The sequence below is a fragment of the Candidatus Dependentiae bacterium genome, from assembly GCA_035445995.1.
Taxonomy (GTDB): Bacteria; Babelota; Babeliae; order Babelales; family Vermiphilaceae; genus DAOMRS01.
In genome coordinates this window covers 764,397-786,321 of sequence record DAOMRS010000001.1, presented here as the reverse complement: position 1 = coordinate 786,321, position 21,925 = coordinate 764,397, and the positions used below count along the sequence as shown (strand labels likewise).

The 21,925-nt window shown below is 36.1% G+C and carries 22 protein-coding genes and 1 tRNA gene; 6 read left to right on the top strand and 17 right to left on the bottom strand.

The window, feature by feature from the left end:
• Positions 1 to 57: 57 nt before the first annotated feature.
• The 3 genes from mnmE to PK943_03825 all read right to left on the bottom strand — a co-directional run bounded on the left by mnmE (position 58) and on the right by PK943_03825 (position 2,255).
• On the bottom strand, positions 58 to 1,434 hold the full coding sequence (mnmE, locus tag PK943_03835) for a tRNA uridine-5-carboxymethylaminomethyl(34) synthesis GTPase MnmE (protein ID HRN78344.1): 1,377 nt from the start codon (positions 1,432 to 1,434) through the stop codon (positions 58 to 60).
• A 22-nt stretch (positions 1,435 to 1,456) separates the two neighbouring features.
• The gene (locus tag PK943_03830; protein HRN78343.1) at positions 1,457 to 2,077 is read right to left on the bottom strand and encodes a hypothetical protein; all 621 of its coding nucleotides are present in this window, start codon (positions 2,075 to 2,077) and stop codon (positions 1,457 to 1,459) included.
• A 102-nt stretch (positions 2,078 to 2,179) separates the two neighbouring features.
• Positions 2,180 to 2,255: transfer RNA gene (locus tag PK943_03825), tRNA-Gly, on the bottom strand.
• 189 nt (positions 2,256 to 2,444) lie between these two features.
• On the opposite strand from PK943_03825, the gene ruvA reads away from it, so the two are divergent.
• Positions 2,445 to 3,044, top strand: coding sequence for a Holliday junction branch migration protein RuvA (gene ruvA / locus PK943_03820; protein HRN78342.1), 600 nt, complete (start codon positions 2,445 to 2,447; stop codon positions 3,042 to 3,044).
• Between the two features lie 37 nt (positions 3,045 to 3,081).
• On the top strand, positions 3,082 to 4,401 hold the full coding sequence (locus PK943_03815) for an amino acid carrier protein (GenBank protein ID HRN78341.1): 1,320 nt from the start codon (positions 3,082 to 3,084) through the stop codon (positions 4,399 to 4,401).
• On the opposite strand, the gene ybeY is transcribed toward PK943_03815, so the two are convergent.
• The 6 genes from ybeY to PK943_03785 all read right to left on the bottom strand — a co-directional run bounded on the left by ybeY (position 4,398) and on the right by PK943_03785 (position 12,204).
• Positions 4,398 to 4,844: an rRNA maturation RNase YbeY gene (gene ybeY, locus PK943_03810; GenBank protein HRN78340.1), complete on the bottom strand. Its 447-nt coding sequence runs from the start codon at positions 4,842 to 4,844 to the stop codon at positions 4,398 to 4,400. The genes PK943_03815 and ybeY overlap by 4 nt on opposite strands.
• Before the next feature lie 4 nt (positions 4,845 to 4,848).
• A complete protein-coding gene (locus PK943_03805; protein ID HRN78339.1) occupies positions 4,849 to 5,457 on the bottom strand; it encodes an ankyrin repeat domain-containing protein in 609 nt (202 codons plus the stop codon).
• A gap of 19 nt (positions 5,458 to 5,476) precedes the next feature.
• Positions 5,477 to 5,941 (bottom strand): ankyrin repeat domain-containing protein, encoded by a 465-nt coding sequence (locus tag PK943_03800; protein ID HRN78338.1) that lies wholly within the window; start codon positions 5,939 to 5,941, stop codon positions 5,477 to 5,479.
• A gap of 190 nt (positions 5,942 to 6,131) precedes the next feature.
• Positions 6,132 to 8,597 (bottom strand): valine--tRNA ligase, encoded by a 2,466-nt coding sequence (locus PK943_03795; protein HRN78337.1) that lies wholly within the window; start codon positions 8,595 to 8,597, stop codon positions 6,132 to 6,134.
• 76 nt (positions 8,598 to 8,673) lie between these two features.
• Positions 8,674 to 9,921: a leucine-rich repeat domain-containing protein gene (locus tag PK943_03790; protein HRN78336.1), complete on the bottom strand. Its 1,248-nt coding sequence runs from the start codon at positions 9,919 to 9,921 to the stop codon at positions 8,674 to 8,676.
• Between the two features lie 144 nt (positions 9,922 to 10,065).
• Entirely contained in the window at positions 10,066 to 12,204 is a 2,139-nt protein-coding gene (locus PK943_03785) for a tetratricopeptide repeat protein (protein HRN78335.1), read from the bottom strand.
• Between the two features lie 173 nt (positions 12,205 to 12,377).
• On the opposite strand from PK943_03785, the gene PK943_03780 reads away from it, so the two are divergent.
• Together PK943_03780 and tyrS are read left to right on the top strand one after the other, a co-directional pair.
• Entirely contained in the window at positions 12,378 to 13,091 is a 714-nt protein-coding gene (locus PK943_03780; GenBank protein ID HRN78334.1) for a hypothetical protein, read from the top strand.
• 9 nt (positions 13,092 to 13,100) lie between these two features.
• On the top strand, positions 13,101 to 14,285 hold the full coding sequence (tyrS, locus tag PK943_03775) for a tyrosine--tRNA ligase (GenBank protein HRN78333.1): 1,185 nt from the start codon (positions 13,101 to 13,103) through the stop codon (positions 14,283 to 14,285).
• Here the strand turns inward: tyrS and PK943_03770 are convergent.
• On the bottom strand, positions 14,278 to 14,841 hold the full coding sequence (locus PK943_03770; protein ID HRN78332.1) for a hypothetical protein: 564 nt from the start codon (positions 14,839 to 14,841) through the stop codon (positions 14,278 to 14,280). The two genes, tyrS and PK943_03770, sit on opposite strands and share 8 nt — an antisense overlap.
• A 61-nt stretch (positions 14,842 to 14,902) precedes the next feature.
• A complete protein-coding gene (locus tag PK943_03765; GenBank protein ID HRN78331.1) occupies positions 14,903 to 15,361 on the bottom strand; it encodes a hypothetical protein in 459 nt (152 codons plus the stop codon).
• A 70-nt stretch (positions 15,362 to 15,431) separates the two neighbouring features.
• On the opposite strand from PK943_03765, the gene truB reads away from it, so the two are divergent.
• Positions 15,432 to 16,232: a tRNA pseudouridine(55) synthase TruB gene (truB, locus tag PK943_03760; GenBank protein ID HRN78330.1), complete on the top strand. Its 801-nt coding sequence runs from the start codon at positions 15,432 to 15,434 to the stop codon at positions 16,230 to 16,232.
• Here the strand turns inward: truB and PK943_03755 are convergent.
• From PK943_03755 to PK943_03735, 5 genes are all read right to left on the bottom strand, one after another.
• Complete coding sequence (locus PK943_03755; GenBank protein ID HRN78329.1) at positions 16,209 to 17,123, bottom strand: hypothetical protein; 915 nt, start codon at positions 17,121 to 17,123, stop codon at positions 16,209 to 16,211. The genes truB and PK943_03755 overlap by 24 nt on opposite strands.
• 2 nt (positions 17,124 to 17,125) lie before the next feature.
• Complete coding sequence (locus tag PK943_03750) at positions 17,126 to 17,824, bottom strand: deoxynucleoside kinase (GenBank protein HRN78328.1); 699 nt, start codon at positions 17,822 to 17,824, stop codon at positions 17,126 to 17,128.
• Positions 17,825 to 17,900: 76 nt separating this feature from the next.
• Positions 17,901 to 19,031 (bottom strand): alanine racemase, encoded by a 1,131-nt coding sequence (gene alr, locus PK943_03745; GenBank protein ID HRN78327.1) that lies wholly within the window; start codon positions 19,029 to 19,031, stop codon positions 17,901 to 17,903.
• A 59-nt stretch (positions 19,032 to 19,090) separates the two neighbouring features.
• Positions 19,091 to 19,759 carry an ankyrin repeat domain-containing protein gene (locus tag PK943_03740; GenBank protein HRN78326.1) on the bottom strand — a complete coding sequence of 223 codons (669 nt, stop codon included), beginning with the start codon at positions 19,757 to 19,759 and terminating at the stop codon, positions 19,091 to 19,093.
• 87 nt (positions 19,760 to 19,846) lie between these two features.
• Positions 19,847 to 20,401: a hypothetical protein gene (locus PK943_03735; GenBank protein ID HRN78325.1), complete on the bottom strand. Its 555-nt coding sequence runs from the start codon at positions 20,399 to 20,401 to the stop codon at positions 19,847 to 19,849.
• A gap of 155 nt (positions 20,402 to 20,556) precedes the next feature.
• On the opposite strand from PK943_03735, the gene rlmB reads away from it, so the two are divergent.
• Positions 20,557 to 21,306 carry a 23S rRNA (guanosine(2251)-2'-O)-methyltransferase RlmB gene (gene rlmB, locus PK943_03730; GenBank protein HRN78324.1) on the top strand — a complete coding sequence of 250 codons (750 nt, stop codon included), beginning with the start codon at positions 20,557 to 20,559 and terminating at the stop codon, positions 21,304 to 21,306.
• Here the strand turns inward: rlmB and PK943_03725 are convergent.
• The gene (locus tag PK943_03725) at positions 21,303 to 21,755 is read right to left on the bottom strand and encodes a hypothetical protein (GenBank protein HRN78323.1); all 453 of its coding nucleotides are present in this window, start codon (positions 21,753 to 21,755) and stop codon (positions 21,303 to 21,305) included. The genes rlmB and PK943_03725 overlap by 4 nt on opposite strands.
• Between the last annotated feature and the right edge of the window lie 170 nt (positions 21,756 to 21,925).

Below are 21,925 nucleotides of genomic sequence, written 5' to 3'. Positions count from 1 at the left end.
ATGTTAATTGTAAAGGTATTGGAGCTTTATTGTCAAATGCCTGTCCACTGAAACGGCTTATTTACCTACGCAAAACTCCCTAAAAACAGCATCCATACCTGCCTCAGATATAGATTTACCTGTTAATTCGGCCATATGCGCGAGCGCTCCTTGTAAATGGTGCGAAATAAGCTCATATTGCACATTGTGATCTAAAAGAGGGGTAATGGCAGCCAATTGCTGTTCAAGGCCCAACAAAAGCCCATATTGGCGCTGATTAAGTAAGAAGGGAGACTCCATAGCATCAAATAAGGTATTGATTTTAGCTTGAATTTGTTCATCTAGGTTATTAATTCCCTTTTGTTGGGTGTTAGAACATGCTACTGTTTGAGCCATAGGGATGCTTTGTGGGGCGCTTGGCAAATCCACCTTGCTGAGTACCATAATGATTTTATGAGCATATTGCGTGAGTAATTCTTGATATACCCTTGCTTCTTCTGAGCTTAATGTTCGGGAATTATCAAGTACTAATAAAATGATATCTGCTTGCTGTGCTTCTTGGAATGATCGCTTAATGCCCTGCTGCTCAATAGTATCTTGGGTTTGGCGTAGTCCTGCTGTATCAATCAAGGTCCAGTAATTCCCATGTCTATATAAACCTGCTTCTATGACATCACGTGTAGTACCGGCAATATCAGTAACAATAGCACGATCTTTGCCAAGAAGTGCATTAAATAAAGATGATTTTCCGGCGTTGACTGAGCCAATAATGGCAATGCGAATACCTTGTCTGATGTGTTGTTGCTGATTAAATGTTTTTTTTAACTGTGCAATGGTTGCTTGTGTTGAGTGGATAATTTCTTTAATTTGATTACCAAATTCTAATTCTTCTTCATCTATAAATTCAAAGCTAGCTTCTGATAATGCAAGTGCTTTAGTTAGCTGCTTTTCTATATTTGCAAGCCATTGTGAAAAACTGCCATCAAGTTGTGCGAGTGATTTTTTTAATGCGAGTTGTGTATTGGCATGAATTAGTTCATTAATAGACTCAGCCTGCACTAAATCTATTTTATCATGTAAAACAGCGCGCTTAGTGAATTCACCTTGCTGTGCTATGCGTGCGCCATATGCAATGGCTTGTTGAATAATTTGTTCAATAATAAATGGATTATTATGACAGGTGATTTCTACCGTATGCTCACCGGTAAAAGTTTTTGGTGCATGCATTACCAAAAACAATACATTGTCTATAGTTTGTTTATTTTCGGTAATGATTTGACCATAATGAATAGTATGGGTTGGAACATCGATAATTTTCTTCCCTGAAGATAGCGAACTTATATTCGTTGCAATAATAAGTGCATCAGCACCACTAATACGTATAAGTGCTAAAGCGCCACTGCCAGAGGGCGTGCATTGTGCAATGATCGTTTGATCATCGTGGTGTGCGAACATGGTCATAACCTCCTACCGTTGACTATGTACTGCTTAATACTACTTTGAGTCCTCGTAGTTCTTTTTTAAACTTGTTACGCATTGATGCCATAATCAAATAAGCAAAACTACTAAACAAAGTTTTTTCCTTGGTATGATTTTCCAGAATTTTAGAGTCAAACTGGAATCGTAAATGATACTTGGATGCGGTAGTTGTAAAATTTATATTAGGAAGATCTATTGATGATAAACTTTTTTTTACCCACGCAGTAGCTGCATCAATCATCTCTGGTGACCATGCACTTGACTCAGTTTGATTTACCCCTGGCGCTTTCTCCTGAACTACTTGAGGTTGGGGCTTTTTTTGTGCTGACTGCTGAATTATGGGTGTTTTCTTTTTTTCTTGTTCGTGTGGTTTGCGTTGTGGTTGTTGTTCTTCTCTGGGCTTATGTTTACGTGAAGCAGCCAGTTGTTTTGATTGTTGTTTTTCTGATTTTTCTTGAAACAATAGACCAATTTTTGCAGATTTTGTAGTTAAGCCAAAGAAATTACGTTGAGCATCTTCAAAAATTTTTACCGAGAAGTTATCAGGTTTTCCTGCGCGTATCCATGCGTTTTCTATAGCTTTAAAGATAGATGATGCTTCTTCAACAATTGATTTCATATATATAACCTTATGAGTTCTGGTTTTTGCCAGACGTATAAATAAAAAATGCCTACAATATGGACCTTATCAATAAATCATACAATGTACAAAAGGGGTTTTTGGAGCGGGAAACGGGACTTGAACCCGCGACCTTTGCCTTGGCAAGGCAACGCTCTACCAACTGAGCTATTCCCGCTTAGAGATCGACATTTTTTAAGATAATTTGAATAAGTAATAATGTACCACTCATAAACTCTTTGTCAACAAAAAAGCCACCATTTTACTATAGTTTATAGGGTAAAATTACCATATACGACTTGCCCTATGTCATATTTTTCGCTTAACTGAATATATGCCAATATAATAGACTCGAAGGAATAAATGTATGATGAACTATTTTTCTGGAACAGTAAAACAGATCTCAGAGCGAGCTATTACCCTGGAAGTAGGAGGTATAGGCTTTGGACTCCAAGTTCCTAGTGGTTCAGTTTTTCCCTTAGATAAATTGGTACATGTTTTTGTTTATATGCATTGGAGTAATGAGCAAGGGCCATCTTTGTATGGGTTTGCCACTGAACTTGAAAAAGCTGTATTTATCCTTATTATTAATTGTTCAGGGGTTGGTCCTAAAATAGGGCTAGCGGTGCTATCTGATTTGGGGCCTCATAATTTTTTGCAAGCAATACAAACTGGTGACGAAAAGATGTTAAGTAGGGTGAACGGTATTGGTGAAAAAAAGGCTGAACAAATTATAGTGCAGCTTAAGCACAAAGTTGGACAACTTATCAAATCGGGGGTTGATTTGACTGGCGCGCAACGGGTATCCGAGTGGCATACGGTGGTACAAGCGCTTGAATCTCTGAATTATTCACGCAATGAGATTAATAATGTAATGCAGTATTTGCAGAAAAATTATGGGCAGTCTAATTGTTCATTTGATCAATTATTACGCCATGCTTTATCACATTTGACTAAGCAGGTTTGAACTCATTGACAGATGGTATACTTTTAGAAAGGTTATTATGGATTTTCTTTCGTTTTTTTCATGGCTTAATGAAACTGTATTTGCAATACCATCAACACTATTGTTTTTTGGTGTTGGTGTGATTCTGACATTAAAGATTGGTGTTTTACAAATTCGTGGTTTTCCGCGGTTCATGCGATTGCTTACCAGTGGGATAAAGGGTAAAGGTAAGTTTGATGAATCGGGAGAAAAACGCACCATTAACCCATTTCATGCGTTATTTACGGCCATGTCTACTACTATTGGCATGGGGAGTATTGTTGGTCCTTCAATTGCTATTATGACTGGCGGTCCCGGTGCATTATTTTGGATGATTATATATATCTTTTTTGGATCTGCGACTAAGTTTGCAGAAGTTACATTTGCATTAGATACTCGTATTCAAACGGAAGATGGCCGCGTAATAGGTGGTCCTATGCAATATCTTTATTCAGTTAGCTCATGGTTAGCCAATTGGTATGGTATTGCTATGATGATGTTATTTGCAGGGTGGTCAAGTTTACAATCAAATACGTTGGCTACTATTTATGCACAAGAATCAGTCCCAAAATGGACTGTTGGGCTTGGTCTTGCCGTACTTGTATGGGTAGTTCTACATGGTGGAGCACAGCGCGTAGGCGCCTTGGCAAGCAAGTTGGTTCCATTTATGTTTGTATTGTACATTAGTTGTGTGTTTTTTATTTTATTCAGTGATCTATCTGCTTTTGCTCATGCTATATCTTTGGTGAGTTATTCTGTTTTGCAACCTGAAGCAACGATTGGTGGTTTTTTAGGTGCGACCATGTTCGAAACCGTTCGTGCAGGTATGCATCGTGCGGTATTTATTACGGAAGCTGGTTTGGGTACAGCATCAATTCCACACGCAGTAGCTGATACTAAAAATCCAACCGATCAAGGTTTATTAGCAATGTTTTCTGGTATTGCAGATATCATTTTATCCTTTTTATCCGGTATGCTTGTATTGGTAACGGGTGTTTGGTTGAGTGGCGATTTTAGAAGTACTCTTATTTATGAAGCATTTAAATTGCGTGCACCTGGGGTTGCACAACTAGCACTTCTTGTAAGCATTTCATTATTTATTATAACAACAGTTATTGGCAATAGTTTTAATGGTTCACAAAGCTTTGCATTTATGACTAATAATCGTGGAACTCAGTTATATATGACATTTTTAGTAGGCGTTATCTTTTTTGGAGCTTTAATGCCAGTACCATTAATATGGACGATTATGGATACTATTACAATTTTTGTAGCTGTACCAAATTTGATTGGAATCTTGATTTTATCATTCAGAAAACCACAGGTTATTAAGTGTTAATTAAGTTGTTTTAATAACCATTCTTCTTGTGCTTTCATAACGGTATAATCTTCATCTTTAATGTGATCATAACCAAGTAGATGACAGATACCGTGTACCAAAAGTATGCGCATACGTTGATCGAATGTTTGTCCCCATCGTTCTAGGTCGTCCATTACATATTGTGGTGCAATGATTATATCTCCTAGATTTTTTTCATCAGCACTTGTTGCAATAATGCGCTCACCGGCAACAATTTGATGAAAAGGAAAAGATAGAATATCTGTTGGTTTGTCTTTATCGCGGTATTCACGATTATATTTTTGCATAACTTTGTTAGTGGTCAGCAAAATGCCTATATCAAAATCATGATAATCAAGTAGATCAAGAATTTTCTGCGTGTCTTTATACAGCAGGTCTACATCTACGGATATAGTTTTTTGAGTGTTTTTTATTGTAATCATAATACTACATTATAATACATGTAGTGTTATTGTCATATTCTTGGTGTGATTGTGTTTCTGCTTGTTGTAATGCATCTTCTATTAGTTGATACACTTGCATATGTTTGCCTAACTGCTTTGGCAGATGATGTATGGTGTGTAACGCATAGGCATTTGTCCTTAGTCTATTGATTATCATTTTTGGTGTTTCACCATGATTATTTTGTATTAATACGTTTGCATTATTCTCAATAAGCTTTGTAACGAATGGCAAATTTTTTTCTTTAGTTGCAAGGTGTAATGGCGTATCACCATCTTTGTTTTGAATATCTATATTTACATGGTACTGTAAAAGCCAGTTTATAAAAAAGTCATCTTTTAATAGTATGGCAGCATGTAAAAATGAAAGTCCGCTGTCTGTCTGGGTATTGATAAGTGCTCGAGAAATTGAGGACGGATTGGGGTTTGATGAAGAATGTTTTATAAGAAAATCAATCACATCGTGAATAGCAACTTTTTTGCTTGCATATAAATTGATCATTAATTCTGTATGAAGCTGTGCTACCGATTTGAGAGGTAACTGCATGGCACTTGTGGTTATTGGTACCAATGCAAGAATGCTATATATTTTCATATGCTTGCCTTTCATATACTTAAAATGGCCAGCAACCGTAACACAGTGGTACCTGTTTAGTATGTTCAAGATGAGTAGTCAATAATGCTAGGCAATAATAATAGCCTTGCATATCTGCCACGTGTTTTTTTTGTAACATTTCATTAATTATATCTATTGGTGTCTTGCCTTCTAAATTTGCCATTCTTGGTTGTGCACCAATAATCAGAAGATAGTTCATAAAGTCATGAGCACCTTTTTTTGCGGCAATATGGAGCAAGGTATTGCCTGCATCATTTTGTGTATTAACCAGTAGCGTTTTGAGCTCAGCTGCATCAAAAATATCTTTTAATTCTTGTTCTTTTATCTGATCATTATCAAATGCGGTAATAATACTTTGATAGAAAAAAAGGGATTCTCGAGGTGGATGCGTTGAGATTGGTTGATAATTCATGGCATACATAGTTGTTACAAAAAAAGATAAAAATGAGAAATAAAATCTCATACCAGTCCCCTTCTTTATTTGAATCCTAGCTGTAAAGGAGTACAAAAGTCAATAAGCTTGTTTTTTGTATGCCAAGCAAGGGATGAATAATTAATAATAATATTCTTGGACAAGTATGCCAAGTTAATACTTTACAGATAGGGCACGTAAAAAATCGTAATCATACATACTTAAAAAGTTTTATACTTTATTAACTTTGTATTTGCGCATGCCACAAACCAGCAACCTCTTTTAATTCAGAGGTTTTTTCTGAACCTACTTTATAATCAATTACTTGTGTTTGCGTGACACCCCGTAAAATATGCTCATATAGCTTGATAGATACGATAGCTATGTGTTCCGGTACATAAATAAGGAGTTTTTCTAGCGGTGTTTTTAATGATAGTTGTTGTTCAGTTTTGAGTTTACGGACTAATGCTGCAATGTGCAAAACATGTTCGGCAATGGCAATGCTACTGGTGAATACATATGGTTGTTGTACTTGTGCAAACTTGGTTTGATGTAGTGATGCAACTTTTTCATGTGTTTTGTACAGTTGCTCATAAATAGATTCAGTCACAAAGGGCAAATACGGTGCATATAGCTGTAAAATACGAAGCCCAACGTGGTATAAGGTCCATTGGGTAGCATGAATATCTGTTTGTTTATAATCTTGTGGGTTGAATAATTGATGCTTAATGAGTTCTAAGTAATTATCGCAGAAATTGTTCCAGAAAAATTTTTCTACTACATCAAGGGCAAGTCCAAACTCATTTTGTTCAAAGTATTTCGTGTACTGCGTAAATGTTTCTGTTGCACTATGGAGTAACCACTCATTAATGGCCCCAAGTTCTTCTGGCAACTGACTCGGATTATCAAGCGCCATGATATGCTCTTTGGTGAAGATAAATGCATTCCATAACTTAGTAACCAGGCGTAATCCGATTTTGAGTTGATTTTCAGAAAAAGCTACATCATGACCAAGTGAACCAGATGCTGTCCAGTACCGAATAACATCCGCAGGATATTTTTCTAATAGATTTTCAGGTGCTAATGCTGCATTATCTTTTGATTTTGATAGTTTTTCTTTTTGATCACTCAATACATGGCCGGAAATTACAATATTTTGCCACGGTATAATACCATGATGCATCCAGCTCTTGACTATGGTATAAAAAGCCCACGTTCGAATGATATCATGAGCTTGTGGCCGCATACTCATTGGGATAAAGTTACTTATATTTACCGAAGGATCAAATGGAGACTGTTCATTGTCGGTAAATAGTTGATAGCAAATATAAGGGGAAATTGATGAAGTATTCCATGTGTCCATTACATCAGTATCAGGCACTATATTTTTGCTGCCACAGGTACAAGTGGGAGGAGTAACCTCTTGAGGATCAACAGGAAGTTGCTCGGTTTTTGCAAGAATTATCTCATTACAATCTTGGCAGTGCCATACCGGGAATGGAATACCAAAAAACCGTTGGCGTGAAATACACCAATCCCACCCGATATTTTCTACCCAATTAATATACCGAGATTTCATAAATGTCGGATACCAATGAATACGGTCAGCCATATCTAAGAAGGCTTGTTTATGGTCTAATATATTAATAAACCATTGTTTAAGGCTTAAATATTCAATTTCTTTCTTACAACGTTCATGTACATTGACCGCATGAGTAATAGGTCGTTGACGTAGCAATAAATTTGTTTTAATTAATTCTTCAATAATTTTTTTGCGAGCATCTTCTACTTTAAGATCTGCTATAAGTTGAGTAGATGCAAGCATTTTACCATCAAAGCCTATTGATTGTTTGTAGGGTAAGCTGAATTTTTTATACCATTCAATATCTGTTGTATCACCGAAAGTGCAACACATAACAAGGCCGGTTCCTTTGTCTGGATTTACTTTTTCATCAGCAAGTATTGGTACTTCAAAATCGAATAAAGGTACACGAGCAGTGGTTCCTCGCAAATATTGGTAACGCTCGTCTTGAGGATGATAAAGTAATGCTACACATGATGGCAGTAACTCCGGCCGTGTTGTGCCGATAATTAAATCGTTACCATTATAGTCTTTAAAAACAATATCATTAAAAAAAGAAGGAATTTCTATGCTATCTAATTCTGCTTGAGCAACAGAAGTGCGACAAGTAGTACAATATAATGCTGGTTCGTCCTTGCGGTAAATAAATCCTTTTTTGTACAAATCGATAAATGATTCTTGTGATAGTTTGCGTACCGATGTTGAAATGGTTGAATACCAGTTGCTCCAATCAGCAGATAACCCCATGCGTTGCCACAATTCTTGGAATGCGCGCTCAGCTTGTTGTGTTTCTTCTAGGCATATATCGATAAATGCAGAACGACCAACTTGATGTGCTTTGACTTTTCGTTTTTTTTCTACATAACGTTCAGTGGGTAATCCATTATCATCAAAACCAAAAGGGTAAAAAACGGAAAACCCATTCATGCGTTTATAGCGGGCAATAAAATCGGTTTGTGTGTAGGAGAAAATATGACCAATATGCAACGAACCAGAAACGGTTGGAGGTGGTGTATCTATACTATACAATTGTCCCGGGTTATTAGCCATATCATAGGTTTTTTCATGTTCCCATTTTTTCTGGCAAAGTTGTTGATGGGTCTGATGATCGAATCGTTTTTCCATGTTCCTGTATTCTACGCTCAAAAAAAGATTTTATAGTATTGCTTATAAACTAGTGTAGCGAGAAAGGTGCAAGTGGTCAAAATGGCTCATGAAACATTATGTCTACCTGTGGCAGTGCTTGACGTACGTGATTTTTTGTTTCTTGGTTGAGTCTATTATAAAGGAGCTCGAGTTCTTGTAAATTGTTAAGGCCTGCAAAAGCATTAATGGCAATAGATGTTAGTTGATTATTATTGAGCTCGAGTTTCTGTAAATTGTTAAGGTCGGCAAAGGTATTAGCGGCAATAGATGTTAGTTTATTACTACCGAGCCCGAGATACTGTAAACTCTTAAGGCCGGTAAATGTATTGGCGGCAATAGATGTTAGTTGATTACCACCGAGATAGAGTTGTTGTAAATTGTTAAGGCCGGCAAAGGCATTGTAAGAGATATAAGTTATTTTATTATTGCTGAGCAAGAGCCTTTGCAAGTTGCTCAAATTGGCAAAAGCGCGTTCAGGAATAGAGGTTATGTTATTTCCAGACAGATTGAGTTCTAGCATGCTAGTTTTGATATCTGCAGGTAATAGGTCAAGACCTGCAACACTAACTATCCGCCTACCAACCAAGTTAAGAATATTGTTGTGAATAGCAGGCAATCGCATATTTATAATCATATCAGCAATGCTTTGTTCAAGCTCAAATAAATTTTTACCTTGATCTTGATATTGACGTACTTGATATGGACGCATATGGAGTGTGTAGATTTCTTTATTAATACCAGCATTAATTGCTTGTTGTTGAGTATATCTTTGGGTAACCCAAATTTTGCCAATAGCATGAGCTAGCCATGTCAAATCCAAAAAGCTAGTAGTAATAAGTATATTTGCTAAAACATTTGGCTGTAATAAATGTTGTTTCTTTAGAATAGGTTCAATTGTAAGTAGAACCGTTCGAGGAATATCATTTGGAGAGTATTGAGTAAAAAAGGTGGGAAATTGTTTGATGAGTGGCTCTAGAGTATATACGGCCTGGATGCTATCAAGAATAAATTGCATAGAAATTTTTGTAATGGGAATAGGAAAAGAGTCCACTAAATCAATCTCATCGGAATCGGTCGTTGTTTCAAGCAAACTTGCAAAATATGGGATTTTCAGAAGCGTATCTTTTTGTACGTTTATAGTGGTACGAAATTGACTTGGTTCTAAGGAGTGTTCCATGGGATCTAGTGGATTGACATCAGAAACAATTAGGTTGATGGTAGAAACATCTTCTCGCTTCATAGCAAATACAGAAGATGTTACCAATGTGGATACGATAGCCAAAGACACCAACATACGTTTCATTATATACTCCATGAGTATTATAAGTAGATACCTATTTTTTATCTTCTATTTACTATCATACCCATTCGTATATTCAGATAGCAATAATTGTGTAAATATGTACAAACTACCCTAAAAAATAGAGAGAAATAGGTGAAATATGTGCTATGTAACTATATTTTTTGCTTTTTCGAACTGTCCAGTTTTTTTATAACATTCAGCCAAACGTGTAGCTCCCCGTTGTCTGCTGCGTGGTGTTTTTTCTAGATATTCTATAGCTTTGTCATAATAACCAAGACGTGCGTAGGTTTCTCCAATATTGTATATGAGCATTTCATCACTAGGGTCTTGCGCATACAGTTGCTGATATCTTTGCAATGCCTTTTCAAATTCACCGGTCAAGTAATAGCAGTTGGCTAAATTGAAACGAGCGGGTCTATCTGTTGGATTGATCTCTAACAATTTACAATATCCAATAATGGCATCAGTATATTTTTGTAAGGTAAGACTTGTTTGGGCATATGTTCTAAAGCCTATTTCATTATCTAAATCACCCTTCATACAGCAATTTTTAAAGCATTCCCATGCTTTTTCTTGATTACCTTCTGCCATATACACGCGCCCCAGATTGTAGAATGCTTTGCCATAATAAGGACGGAGTTTGAGTGCAAATTCAAGGGATTGTTTTGCATTAGCATAATCTTTTTTAGTCAAAAAGAATGATGCTAAATTATTATATCCTTCAGGGTAAGCTTGGTTGATCCGTAGCCCCTGCTTCATAGCTTCAATTGCATTATCAATATCATTGGTGCGCGCATAGGCTACGGCTAAGTTATTGCAAGGATCTGGATATTTTTTGTCCATGGCTATTGCTTTTTTAAAGTACGGAATAGCTTCTGCAAATTTACCAAGTTCTTGTGAAAGTTCTACGCCATAATTATTGTATGCGCGTGCCTTGCCTGGTGCATTTTTTATAATATTTCCCCAGAATTCAAGACCAGAGCTCCAGACCAAGTTGCGTTGCTGAGTTGCATAGCCAAGGGGGAGTGCAAGAAGTAATGCAAGTATTGCATGCCCACGCACACCAGTAAGCCAAGATATGTGATAAGGTAATGCATTCCTAGTATATTCATATAATTTTATGATTCCTGCAGCAAGCAAAAAAAGCCAACCTATTGATGGCAAATATGTTTTGTAGTCAACCAATAATTCTGGTGATGGAATAATGCTTGAGCGTGGTGCTACAGCAAGCCCAAACCACAAAGCACCGAAAGCAACAGGATTAATTCTATTGTGGTGCAATAAATACATTATGCCACTGGTAAGTAATGTTAATACCATGAATGGAATAATAGCATCAGGTGCAAAAAAGCTATCAGAAAGCATCCAATCATATTCTACTGAGATGTTGAATGGCCAAATAAAAATCCACAAATAATGTAAGATCACTTTAAATTGAGAAATGCAAAATGCTAATGGTGTAATTTGTGCCGTGGGATCTTTGGTAATTACGTTCCCAATGTTGTTTTTTGCAATCATTTTTAAACCAAATAGCTCTGCAAAAAATTTTGGTTTTAGTAGAAATGAGTACATTGCAAACACCGAAAATATCATCAGAACGTGCACCCAAGTTCGTTTTTTTAAATCTTGCCAAGATCCTTGTGCTACAAAAAACCAATCAATCAATAATAAAAGAGCTGGTAACATAATAGTAATTTCTTTAGTTCCGCATGCAAATAATGCAAGGGTATACATAATGATACCAACTATTGTTTTTGAAACTATGCGGTGTGTCGATGTAAAAAGTAAAAAGCATAAGATGGTGCTTAAGCTAAATAATGCTGCCATGCCTTCAAGTTCGCCTTGAATTACATAGGATACTGTTTGTGTATGAACAGGATGTAATAAGAATAGGGTGCTGGTCACAAGAGCTATTGCAAAACTATGTATTTGGAAAAAACTTTTTTGGCGCAATCTTTTTAATCCAAAAAAAATGACTAAAAAGACGAGTAATCCATTTGTGCTATGAATGAGCGCATTGCCAAGGCGATAAGAGAATGGATCAAATTTTCCAATACTATAATGTATTGAGTTAAGCCAATAACTCAGCCAACGACTACCGGTAAAGAAAAGACTTGTGAATGTATGATGACGGATATGAAAATGTTTAGTGATGTTTGCAACGTCATCAAATTGGAAATTATAGTGAAATGAAGGTCTATACACGAATATTGTGATAATACTCAAAATAACAGGCGGGATAAACCAATATTTTTCTACAATATCAGGCTTTTTGTGCTCCATAATTTTTCCCTTTTTTTGTATGATGTACAGGGGGAATTTTTTCCGTTATTGTAACGTGCCAGATTGTATTTGTCGAATGTTAGATTTTGCCTCTGAGTGGCTCAATATTAGATTTGACCCTATCTATGATTTCGCTTATGCTTTAATTTATACGATTTTAAAAGGTTATTATTATGCTCGATATCAAAAGCACTGCATTTCTGATCAATAGTATTACGTTTCTTTTAGCATATTTTTTTGTGGTAACTACAACTGGTGCGTTTCGCGCATGGGTTGCAGAAAAAATGGGTGATGACACTGCCGAACAGCTTGGTTTTTTAACATTAAATCCCATTATACATGCAAGCCCTATAGGGTTAGTGCTTCTCATATTAACATCATTTGGTTGGGGTAAGCATGTGCCTATTAATCCATTCAATTTTTATGGTAAAAATCGCTATCTACGTATGGCTATAGCGTATTATTCTAATGTGTTTTTACATATGGTATTAGCTATCATAGGACTGTGCATCTTGTTGTGGTGGTTTGGACCAATGGTAATTAATTTTGTATACAGTGCCATTGGGCGAGATATTTTTTCTCATGCATCCATGGGCCAATTTTTTACTGGATATAGCACTATATCCTTGGTAATCGGTTTTATTATAGTAGCGATGGTTGCGTTACATATCGGACTAGCTGTATTAGATTTTTTATTAAATACCTGCATGTTGGGGTTAGCAATATTTGCAGAAGATCAGATGAGCTATATGCAATACTCTTTACATTTTACATTATTTGCACCATTAATATTGATATGGTTTTTCTATAGGCCTATGCTGATTGTGGTAATAAAAATTACCACGTATACTGGGGTACTATTAGCACATATGATTGGTGCGTTCTAAGGATAGGTAATGAAAAAAGAGTTGGCACTTATTGAACAAGGTACGGCACAAGTAATCCCAGAGAAAGAACTTGTTCAAAAATTAAAAACTGGTAAAAAATTAAAAGTTAAACTTGGTATGGATCCTACTGCCCCGGACTTACATCTTGGGCATGCAGTAGTTCTTTCTAAATTAAAAACATTCCAAGATTTAGGGCATGAAGTTATTTTTGTAATTGGCGATTTTACGGCACGTATTGGTGACCCGACTGGTCGCTCAAAAACTCGGCCAGCTCTTTCAGCTCAAGATATTGAACACAATATGCGTACTTATTTTGAGCAAGTAGGCAAAATTTTAGATCCTAAAAATCTAACTATTCGCTATAATTCTGAATGGTTAGATACGTTGAGTGCATCTGATGTAGTACAGATATGTGCCAAAGTTACGCTTGCTCGATTGACTGAGCGTGAAGATTTTGCCAATCGCATTAAAGATAATCAACCAATTAGCTTTCATGAACTTTTATATCCACTTTTTCAAGCATATGATTCTGTAGCACTACAAGCAGATATAGAGCTTGGTGGTACTGATCAAACGTTTAACTTATTAATGGGTCGTTTTTTACAAGAGCAATATGGGCAAACACCACAAGTAGTTATTACCTGCCCATTACTCGAAGGATTAGATGGTGTCAAAAAAATGTCTAAATCTTTGGGCAATGCTATAGGAATTGCAGAGGCAGCTGATGATGCATTTGGTAAACTTATGTCAATATCAGATACGTTGATGTGGCGTTATTTCAAATTATTACTCAATATACCCGATGATGCAATAAGCGCTATGCAGGAGCGAGTTGCATATGGAAATACACACCCTATGGCACTCAAAAAGCAAATGGCTCATGATATTGTTGCTAAATTTTGGTCTCAAAATGAGGCTACCAAAGCACAGGAAACTTTTGAGGCATTGTTTCAAAAAAAAGATTATTCTCAGGCGCAAGAGGTTAGCCTTACGCACATTGCAAATCCAATTTGGGTAGTTGAATTGCTCAAAACAATTGGTGCAATTAGCAGCTCATCTGAAGCAAAGCGTTTAATCGAATCGAAAGCGGTATTGATTGATGGTCAGGTAGTGACTGACTTTAAACATGAAGTTCAATGGCAATCTGGTATGGTTATCAAAGTTGGTAAGCACCGTATTTATAAAATTAGCTAAACAAGTATATACCCAGGCTAGTTATTCCATATGCACCGCACAAACCCAATGCACACATGCCTGCGAGTGTTGGAATTACACAAGTTATATAACGCTCGTTTCGTCCACACCACCCTTTAGTTTTCCAGCGCAGATGTGGGGCAATTTTTTGTTGTATGGCCTCTTGGACTTCGGGCGCAAGATCTTTAAGAGCATGATTGACTATGTATTGTGCTTCAGATCCTACCTGTGCTGATTCTAGTTTTGTTTCCAAATTTTGCGCAATGATTCTTTGTGCACGATCACTTTTTGAAAGTGATAGAAAAGTTTGTTTTGGCAAAAGACGTGGATCAATATTATGTTCAATAAAAAATTGTTCGCCTGGATCTTGTATAGCACGCAGTAATTGAGCAAGTACTTTAGGTCGTTCTTCCATAGGATATTTTGTGAGCTGCTCTTCGATTATACAAGTCTGTTTTTCTAATTCAAGATGATAATTAATAATATAAGTTCTTTCCATGCTGTAGATGCATAGTGTTGTACTTAGAAATAATAAAACAAATTTAAACGTATGCACAAAATTCCTTAGCAATAAAGTGTTTATGATAGTGTAATGTTAGGGAATTTTATCTAGCACGTCAATTAGTCAGTAATTGATTTTCTGCAGATTCATTTAAAGGATTTTTTAAAGGCTTAAGTTGTTGTTTCCTTGATTTTCCACGAGAAGTTTTAACTTCAGTAACGGTTTGTAGTGCATTATTAAATTGCTGTGCTTGTTTTTCCAGATTTGCGAGCGCTTGTTCAAGTTGCTGGTTCCTTTTTTCTAACTTGGTAATTTTTGTACGCATATTCAGAGCGTTGAGAGATGCTTGTCGTGCATTTGTTGCCTCAAGATCTGTAAATAATTTATCAAGACCTATAATTTTACGACATGCATCACTGGTGTTTGACTCGCCAATTGCGCGTAATAATTGTTGTTTTTCTTCTTTCAATTGCTGAATTTGGACACGTTGCCGTAATCGTTCTGGCTGGTGTTCTTCGTATGCGTGCATAGGTATAATTAGACAAAATAGAACTAGTGCGTATGCACGTTGCATAATCACTTCCCCCTTAGTTAAATTTGTTTATACTAGAAAAGTGTACCCTACATTAGCAACCCTTCATTATGTGATTGTAATTAATTTTCAAATAACTATGCAAGAAACAAAACAATTATCCGGATTTTTATTAATCAATAAGCCAAAAAATATTACCTCGTATGCATGCGTTGCTAAAATAAAAAAATTACTTGGTAAAAAAGCAAAAATTGGTCATGCAGGTACGTTAGATTTGTTAGCATCAGGATTACTTATTATTGGTATTGATCGAGCTGCAACGCGGTATCTTGCTGATGTTATGAAGCTTGATAAGGTGTATGTAGCGACTGGAAAGCTAGGCGAGCTGACCAGTTCTCTTGATTATGAAAGTGAAGTACTAGAAACATGCCAAAAAGAAGTTACGCAGAAAGATATAATACATGCAATTCAACAGCTTGGCTCAGCATATGAGCAAATACCTCCCATCTATTCTGCGCTCAAACATGAAGGGAAACCATTGTATCAGTTGGCGCGAAAAGGTAGAGTCTCGCAGGCTGAACTTGAAGATGTAGTTACGCAAAAAAGTCGTATTATACAGTTGTATAATGTTGAATTGATTAATTATGAATTTCCATATTTTACGATCAGAGCACATGTTTCTCATGGAACTTATATACGAACATTGGTCAACGATATTGCACGAAAAGCAGGTAGTTGTGCAACAACGTATAATCTCGAGCGATCTGCAATAGGCCCATTCAAGCTTGAAAATGCTACTACCTTAGATCAATTAACCACCATTGAAATTATTGAAAATCATATTATTACCGTTGAGCAGATGTTAAGTTTGCTAGAACATTATGCAGACTTAAAGTTTGGCGCGCAGACTTGATACATTATTTTGTTGTTTTTGGTATAGCCATCGAGCAAGTGCATCGAACATAATGGCTAATTTTGTATCTTGTTCTAGTGCAGGACCAACTGTCTCTGTATAAAAGGTCGGTGGTATTATGGAAGTCAATATTTCATGTTGGTACGGTACATGTGGTTGATTTGAGATTGCTAGTATACTCCCAGCTTCTGGATGATATTCTTTGAGCCAATATGCAATGGTATCTGCAGTAGTTGGACGATATGTTATCGATGCTGGTGTATCAATAAACGTAGTAGTAACAGTATCCCAGTTGCCTGGTGTTATACTTTGTTCAAGTACCAGCTGAATCATTTCTGTTTCTGTTTGAGGGAATGTTTTTGTTGGGTGCCATGTAGCTTTGAATGGTAAAATACTTTCTGTGCTTGCGTATAGTGTTTTTATATTTTCTATAGAAGGATCAAGCGCACGTTTTCCTGTCAGTACAATTAGGTGTTTAAATTGTAAATCATTATTTAAGCATTTAAAAACTAAATATGCCAATCGTAATCGTACGATGTTTACCGGTCCTCCATGCAATAAAACGTAGTCATAGTTTTTTTGTGTTGGAGATGCAGCATTAACCATGCCCAATTGTTTGAACAGTGGTAGGCATTCATTTTTTTTGTCTGTATGAATTTCTTCTATCTGCCATCGTTCTGTTTTACTTTTTCTAAGCCAACCACCATCAGTTTGTGCTTTTTGTGTTGCGTCAACAATACTAGACAGTGAATTATTATGCGTGATGTGGGTTAGAGCAAGTAATTTGTTGAGTGGCTCAGATGATACATTATTTTGGAATAATGGTGCATATTCACATGTTTGTGTAGTAATAGTTATGCAAAATACCAGAATACTAATTAATTTTTTCATAATTAACTACATGAAATAATACGAGTATCATGAACGTGCGCAGAGTGGGTCATATTTAAAAAATTTTGAACTGATTCAACATGTTGATTTAGCTTGTTTTCGTCATGTTCAAACTCAGTGTTACAATCAAGAAGCAGAACAGGCACTTTTTTAAGCGCATCCAAGACATTATTTTTTTGAATTAAAAAACTATCATGACGATTGTGAATTTGTTTGAGGTATTGTAGAGAAATAGTTTTTTCTGCATGGCGATTACGTTTTTTGATGCGCTCATATGAAATTTTAGGATCAACACGCAGATAGATGAACCCAGTCGGTGGTTGACAGTGTTTTTGTACTAACCAATCAAACCACTGTTCATATATTCTCCATTCCATAGCATTTAAAAATCCTTGGGCATAGCTATTGTGGGCAAAGCAATAATGACCTGAATAAACTGATCGCTCTACAAGGGTTAACGGGTCTTCTTGTTTTTGTAAGGTAACATGCTCTTGTACGCGATTCATCATAGTAAGTGTTTCGAATGTGTATGCCCAGCGTTGTGAATTTTCATAAAAATTCGTTAATAATGACTGCCCATATATTTGTTTTTGCCAATTATTGACTGGTTCTAGGCTTACCGAAAGGTACGGTAATTTTTTTGCCATTAATTTTAAAAAGGTAGACTTACCAGCGCCTATATTACCTTCAATAATAAACATAGCAACCTTCTGATTATTAAATATAATTTTGTATGAAAAATTTAGTATAGAATATTATGCATTATTGTTCAAAATATCATAACACTATTGTGCGTTCTATGTGTGGATAAATATTAGTCAACACTTCACGGACATTGTTATTGCCAGTAAATTGCGCAAATCGATAAGGATTAATTTCTTGATCATCAGACATTAGAGTTACTAATGTACCAATGTGTACATCAGATATATTACTTATATTGATTATGGTATGATTCATGCATACCCTACCAATAATGGGTGCGTATGTATCATGTATTTTTACCACTCCTCTGTTACTATATCGAATATCATAGCCATCATAATAACCGATTGGTATAACTGCGATTGTGCTATCCTGCATCAGTTGGTGGGTACGATTGTAGCCAACAAAAGAACCAGCTTTAAGTTTTTTAACATGCATAATTCGCGTTTTCCAGGTAAGTATTGGTTGTAATGTAAATAGGGGATCACGTTCGAGTGTGATTTTTTTCACTGTTGGTGATGGCCATAATCCATACATGCCTGCACCAACACGAAAAAAATTATACCTATCAGAAAAAAATCGTGTTGCTGCTGCGGTATTGGCAATATGCTTCAATGGAATATGGATATGTTCGTTTTTAAGTTGCTCAAGTATGCTATTGAATGTTTGTAATTGCTGTTGTGTAAATGTATCATCTTCCAATTGAGATTCTGCCAAATGTGAGTAAATACCTCTGATAGCAATATGTGGCATCTGTTGTATTTTTTTTATAGTGCCTATTGCTTCTGCTGGTAGTATACCAAGCCGTGAAAGCCCTGTATCAATTTTTATATGTACATTGAATGTGTATGTATGCGCTTTGCCAATGGTATTTAATGTTTGGGCAGTTTGCATATCATGAACTAATAAATCGATATTTTGGTTGATCGCCAATACCGGATCAACATCAATATGACCCAAAATAAAAATTGGCTTAGTAACACCTTGTTTACGCAATACAAGCGCGTCAGACAAAAGCGCTAAACAAAGCCAGTCGACATGAGGACTTTCCTGGCATATAGATGCAATATGTTGCATGCCATGCCCATATCCATTTGCTTTTATGACCGGAGCAAGTATATTATGTGGACCTATAAATTTTTTATATTGTGCAAGATTGCGCAAAAGTGATGATTTACTGACTTCGATCCAAGTATATGGCATGGGACATGTCTATTTAAAGTGTTTTTAATCGTAGGAAATACTGAACTTTTATATTGTATCTATACTTTTACAAAAATATAGTTGTCCCAAACATATCGGATTGTTTTTTTGATATATACATATTGTTTAATTAAAAAATTATATGATGTTTTTATACAAGCAGTATAATCAGGCGGCATAGAAGCACCACGTATCAGGAGAGTCTCTATGGTACGTGTACGTATGTTTTCAGGTATGTAAGGACATTTATATACTTTGCAGAGTAATGCTGTAGCTGCTTGAGTATTCATAGATTGCAGATAGGAAGCAACAAGGGAGTCCATATCATCAATAGGACGTTGCCCAAGTTTATTTTGTATGTTGTAATCTGCTCCAAATTCAACCAATTGTATTAGTTCCGGTATATGGGCATACCAGTACTTGCGTGCTATAAAGTGCAGAGCTGTATTGCCATCTTTATCTTGATAATTTATAGATATATTATGTGCCAAAAAATCAGGTAGTTTTTCTTCAAACCAAAGAGAAGCTGTAGCAAATTGTTCAGTTAATTCGCAGTCAGTATATTCTGAAATATCATAAGGTAATCTTGGATCTTGTACATTAAGATGAATAGCAGGGTGTTGCCAATGCGTTTCTAGATACTTTAAGCATAATTTTTTTAAGCTCGCTACTTCTTGCATGGCATACAAAGGAGGGCAAAGGGCTGATAGTATAAGTAGACGGTACATATGATCCTTATAAAATACACGTATCATAAAAAAAGGGCTTGAGTACAACTCAAACCCTTTTTCCATACAATAAGTATAACCATTATTTTATTTTTTTATATTCACTGGAATAGTTTTACCCTTTTTTTCCATCACATATGGCAACATGATAGAAAGTTGCTGGGTAGAAGTATTATAATCTACCTGTACCTCGTTTAAGTTTGTGGAATGTTGAAGGGTAAGTCCGGACGCGCAAGAGCTGAATGCTGCACTATGAGAAGTATGGCCCTGCTCAGTTGTTTGTTTTTCTATATGCTCAGAGATAGTCAGAGAAAGATATTTACCATCGAGTTTTATATCAATAGTTGCTGTATCGGTCTTGATATGTATGGTATTTTTATCCTCTTGAGATATTGCCTCCACTTGTTGAGTAGTTACGTTATCTATGGAAATCAAGAGATGGTCATCAAGTTGCTGAATATGGGGAGCTAGTGCCTTTTTGCTGGTTTGGACTAAGGCATAAGATGCTTTTTGCATTTTTTTCATGCTTTTACGCATATGCCGTAGATGTTCGTCTATTTCTCTGAATCCAAATAGATTCGGGTGTACTGATGTGGTTTGTGAAGCTAGAAGGAATGTAGTAATGGCAAGTGCTTTTTTCATAATGAGTCTCCTTTGATTTATGACAATATATGAATAGTTACACTCTACTGGAATTATACCTTATTAAATTTTGCAAATCAAAGGGTTCATAGGTGGCTAGAATTCAGGATTTTGTTATACTGAATTTTAATACTAAGTTTCTAAGGGGGATTACCATGGCTAAAAAATCAAAACCAGCAAAAAATAAAGTTACCGGTGAATTAATTTATGGGATTAATCCCATAGTTGAACTACTCAAGGCAAAAAAACGTAAGCTAGTATCTATCTATACTACTAAGCCAACCCCCAAAGAGTTCAAGCAGATAGAACAAGCATTGCCCAAATATCCCGTACCTATTCAATATGTTGAGCGTGATGTTTTGCATCGAATGGCAGAAACAACGGATCATCAGGGTGTTGTTGCTTGGGTGCAATCGTTTCCTTTTCGTAAAAAATTCTTTGATCCTTCGCGTGAAAATTTCTTAGTCATGCTGGATGGAATTCAAGATCCGCGTAATCTTGGTGCAATTCTGCGTTCTGCATATTGCACGGGAGCAGATGGCGTAATTATTACGCAAAGAAGTTCTGCGCCACTGAATGCTGTTGCCATCAAGGCATCAGCTGGTCTTGCAGAACACTTGGATATTATCATGGTACCATCAGCAGAAATGGCAGCCCAAGAATTGAAACAAGCCGGGTATAACATATATTTGGCAGCTTTTGGTGGTAAAAATGCTGCAACGTGTGAGTATCACATGCCGCTCTGCTTAGTAGTAGGTAGTGAGGGAGCTGGTATTTCTAAAAATATGTATGCACATGGCACGCAAGTAACCCTACCACAACGTACCAATGATATTTCTTACAATGCGTCTGTTGCAGCAGGGGTCTTATTGTTTTTAGTAGCTACAAAAAAAGGTAAGATTTAACCTATTTTTTCCCACGGAAATTCTACAGAATCATTGTATTCTTGCTTTGCTTGATCACATGCTGCCTGTACTTGTTGTATGAGTTCTTCTGTGCAGTTATCACCTGGTTGCATAGCGGTTGCTATCTGTTTAATAACTTTTTTAAGAGCCATTTTTTTTCTATTTTCTAAGCATAAACAGCGGCATACAGGTATCCAGGTAATTATTCTGTTTACCGTACTGTGCCATTCATTATTGTTTGTGATTATTGTTCTATGTGTGGTAAGCCATGTGCCCAAAGTAGTCATATGTGTAAGATTGCCATCATCTGCGTATTCATCTATTTCATCTGTCATATAAGCAAGGGGCGTAGTACTTAAATCATCTGTTTTTATTGGTGTCTCCATGCTTACTAAAATATGAGAAACTAATAAGATATTGCTCAGGAGTATTAATTTGATTGTGCGCATGACCTTCTCCTTGAAATAAAGATATTTTTTCAAATGATCCTAACAGGCAAATGTGAATTGTCAAAAACGATTACTATATCATGTTCACCTCTATCAAATCTATAAATCATTGACTATTTCCTTTCAAAAAAGGTAATAAATGAATGAACATGATTGTTAGTAAAAACTAC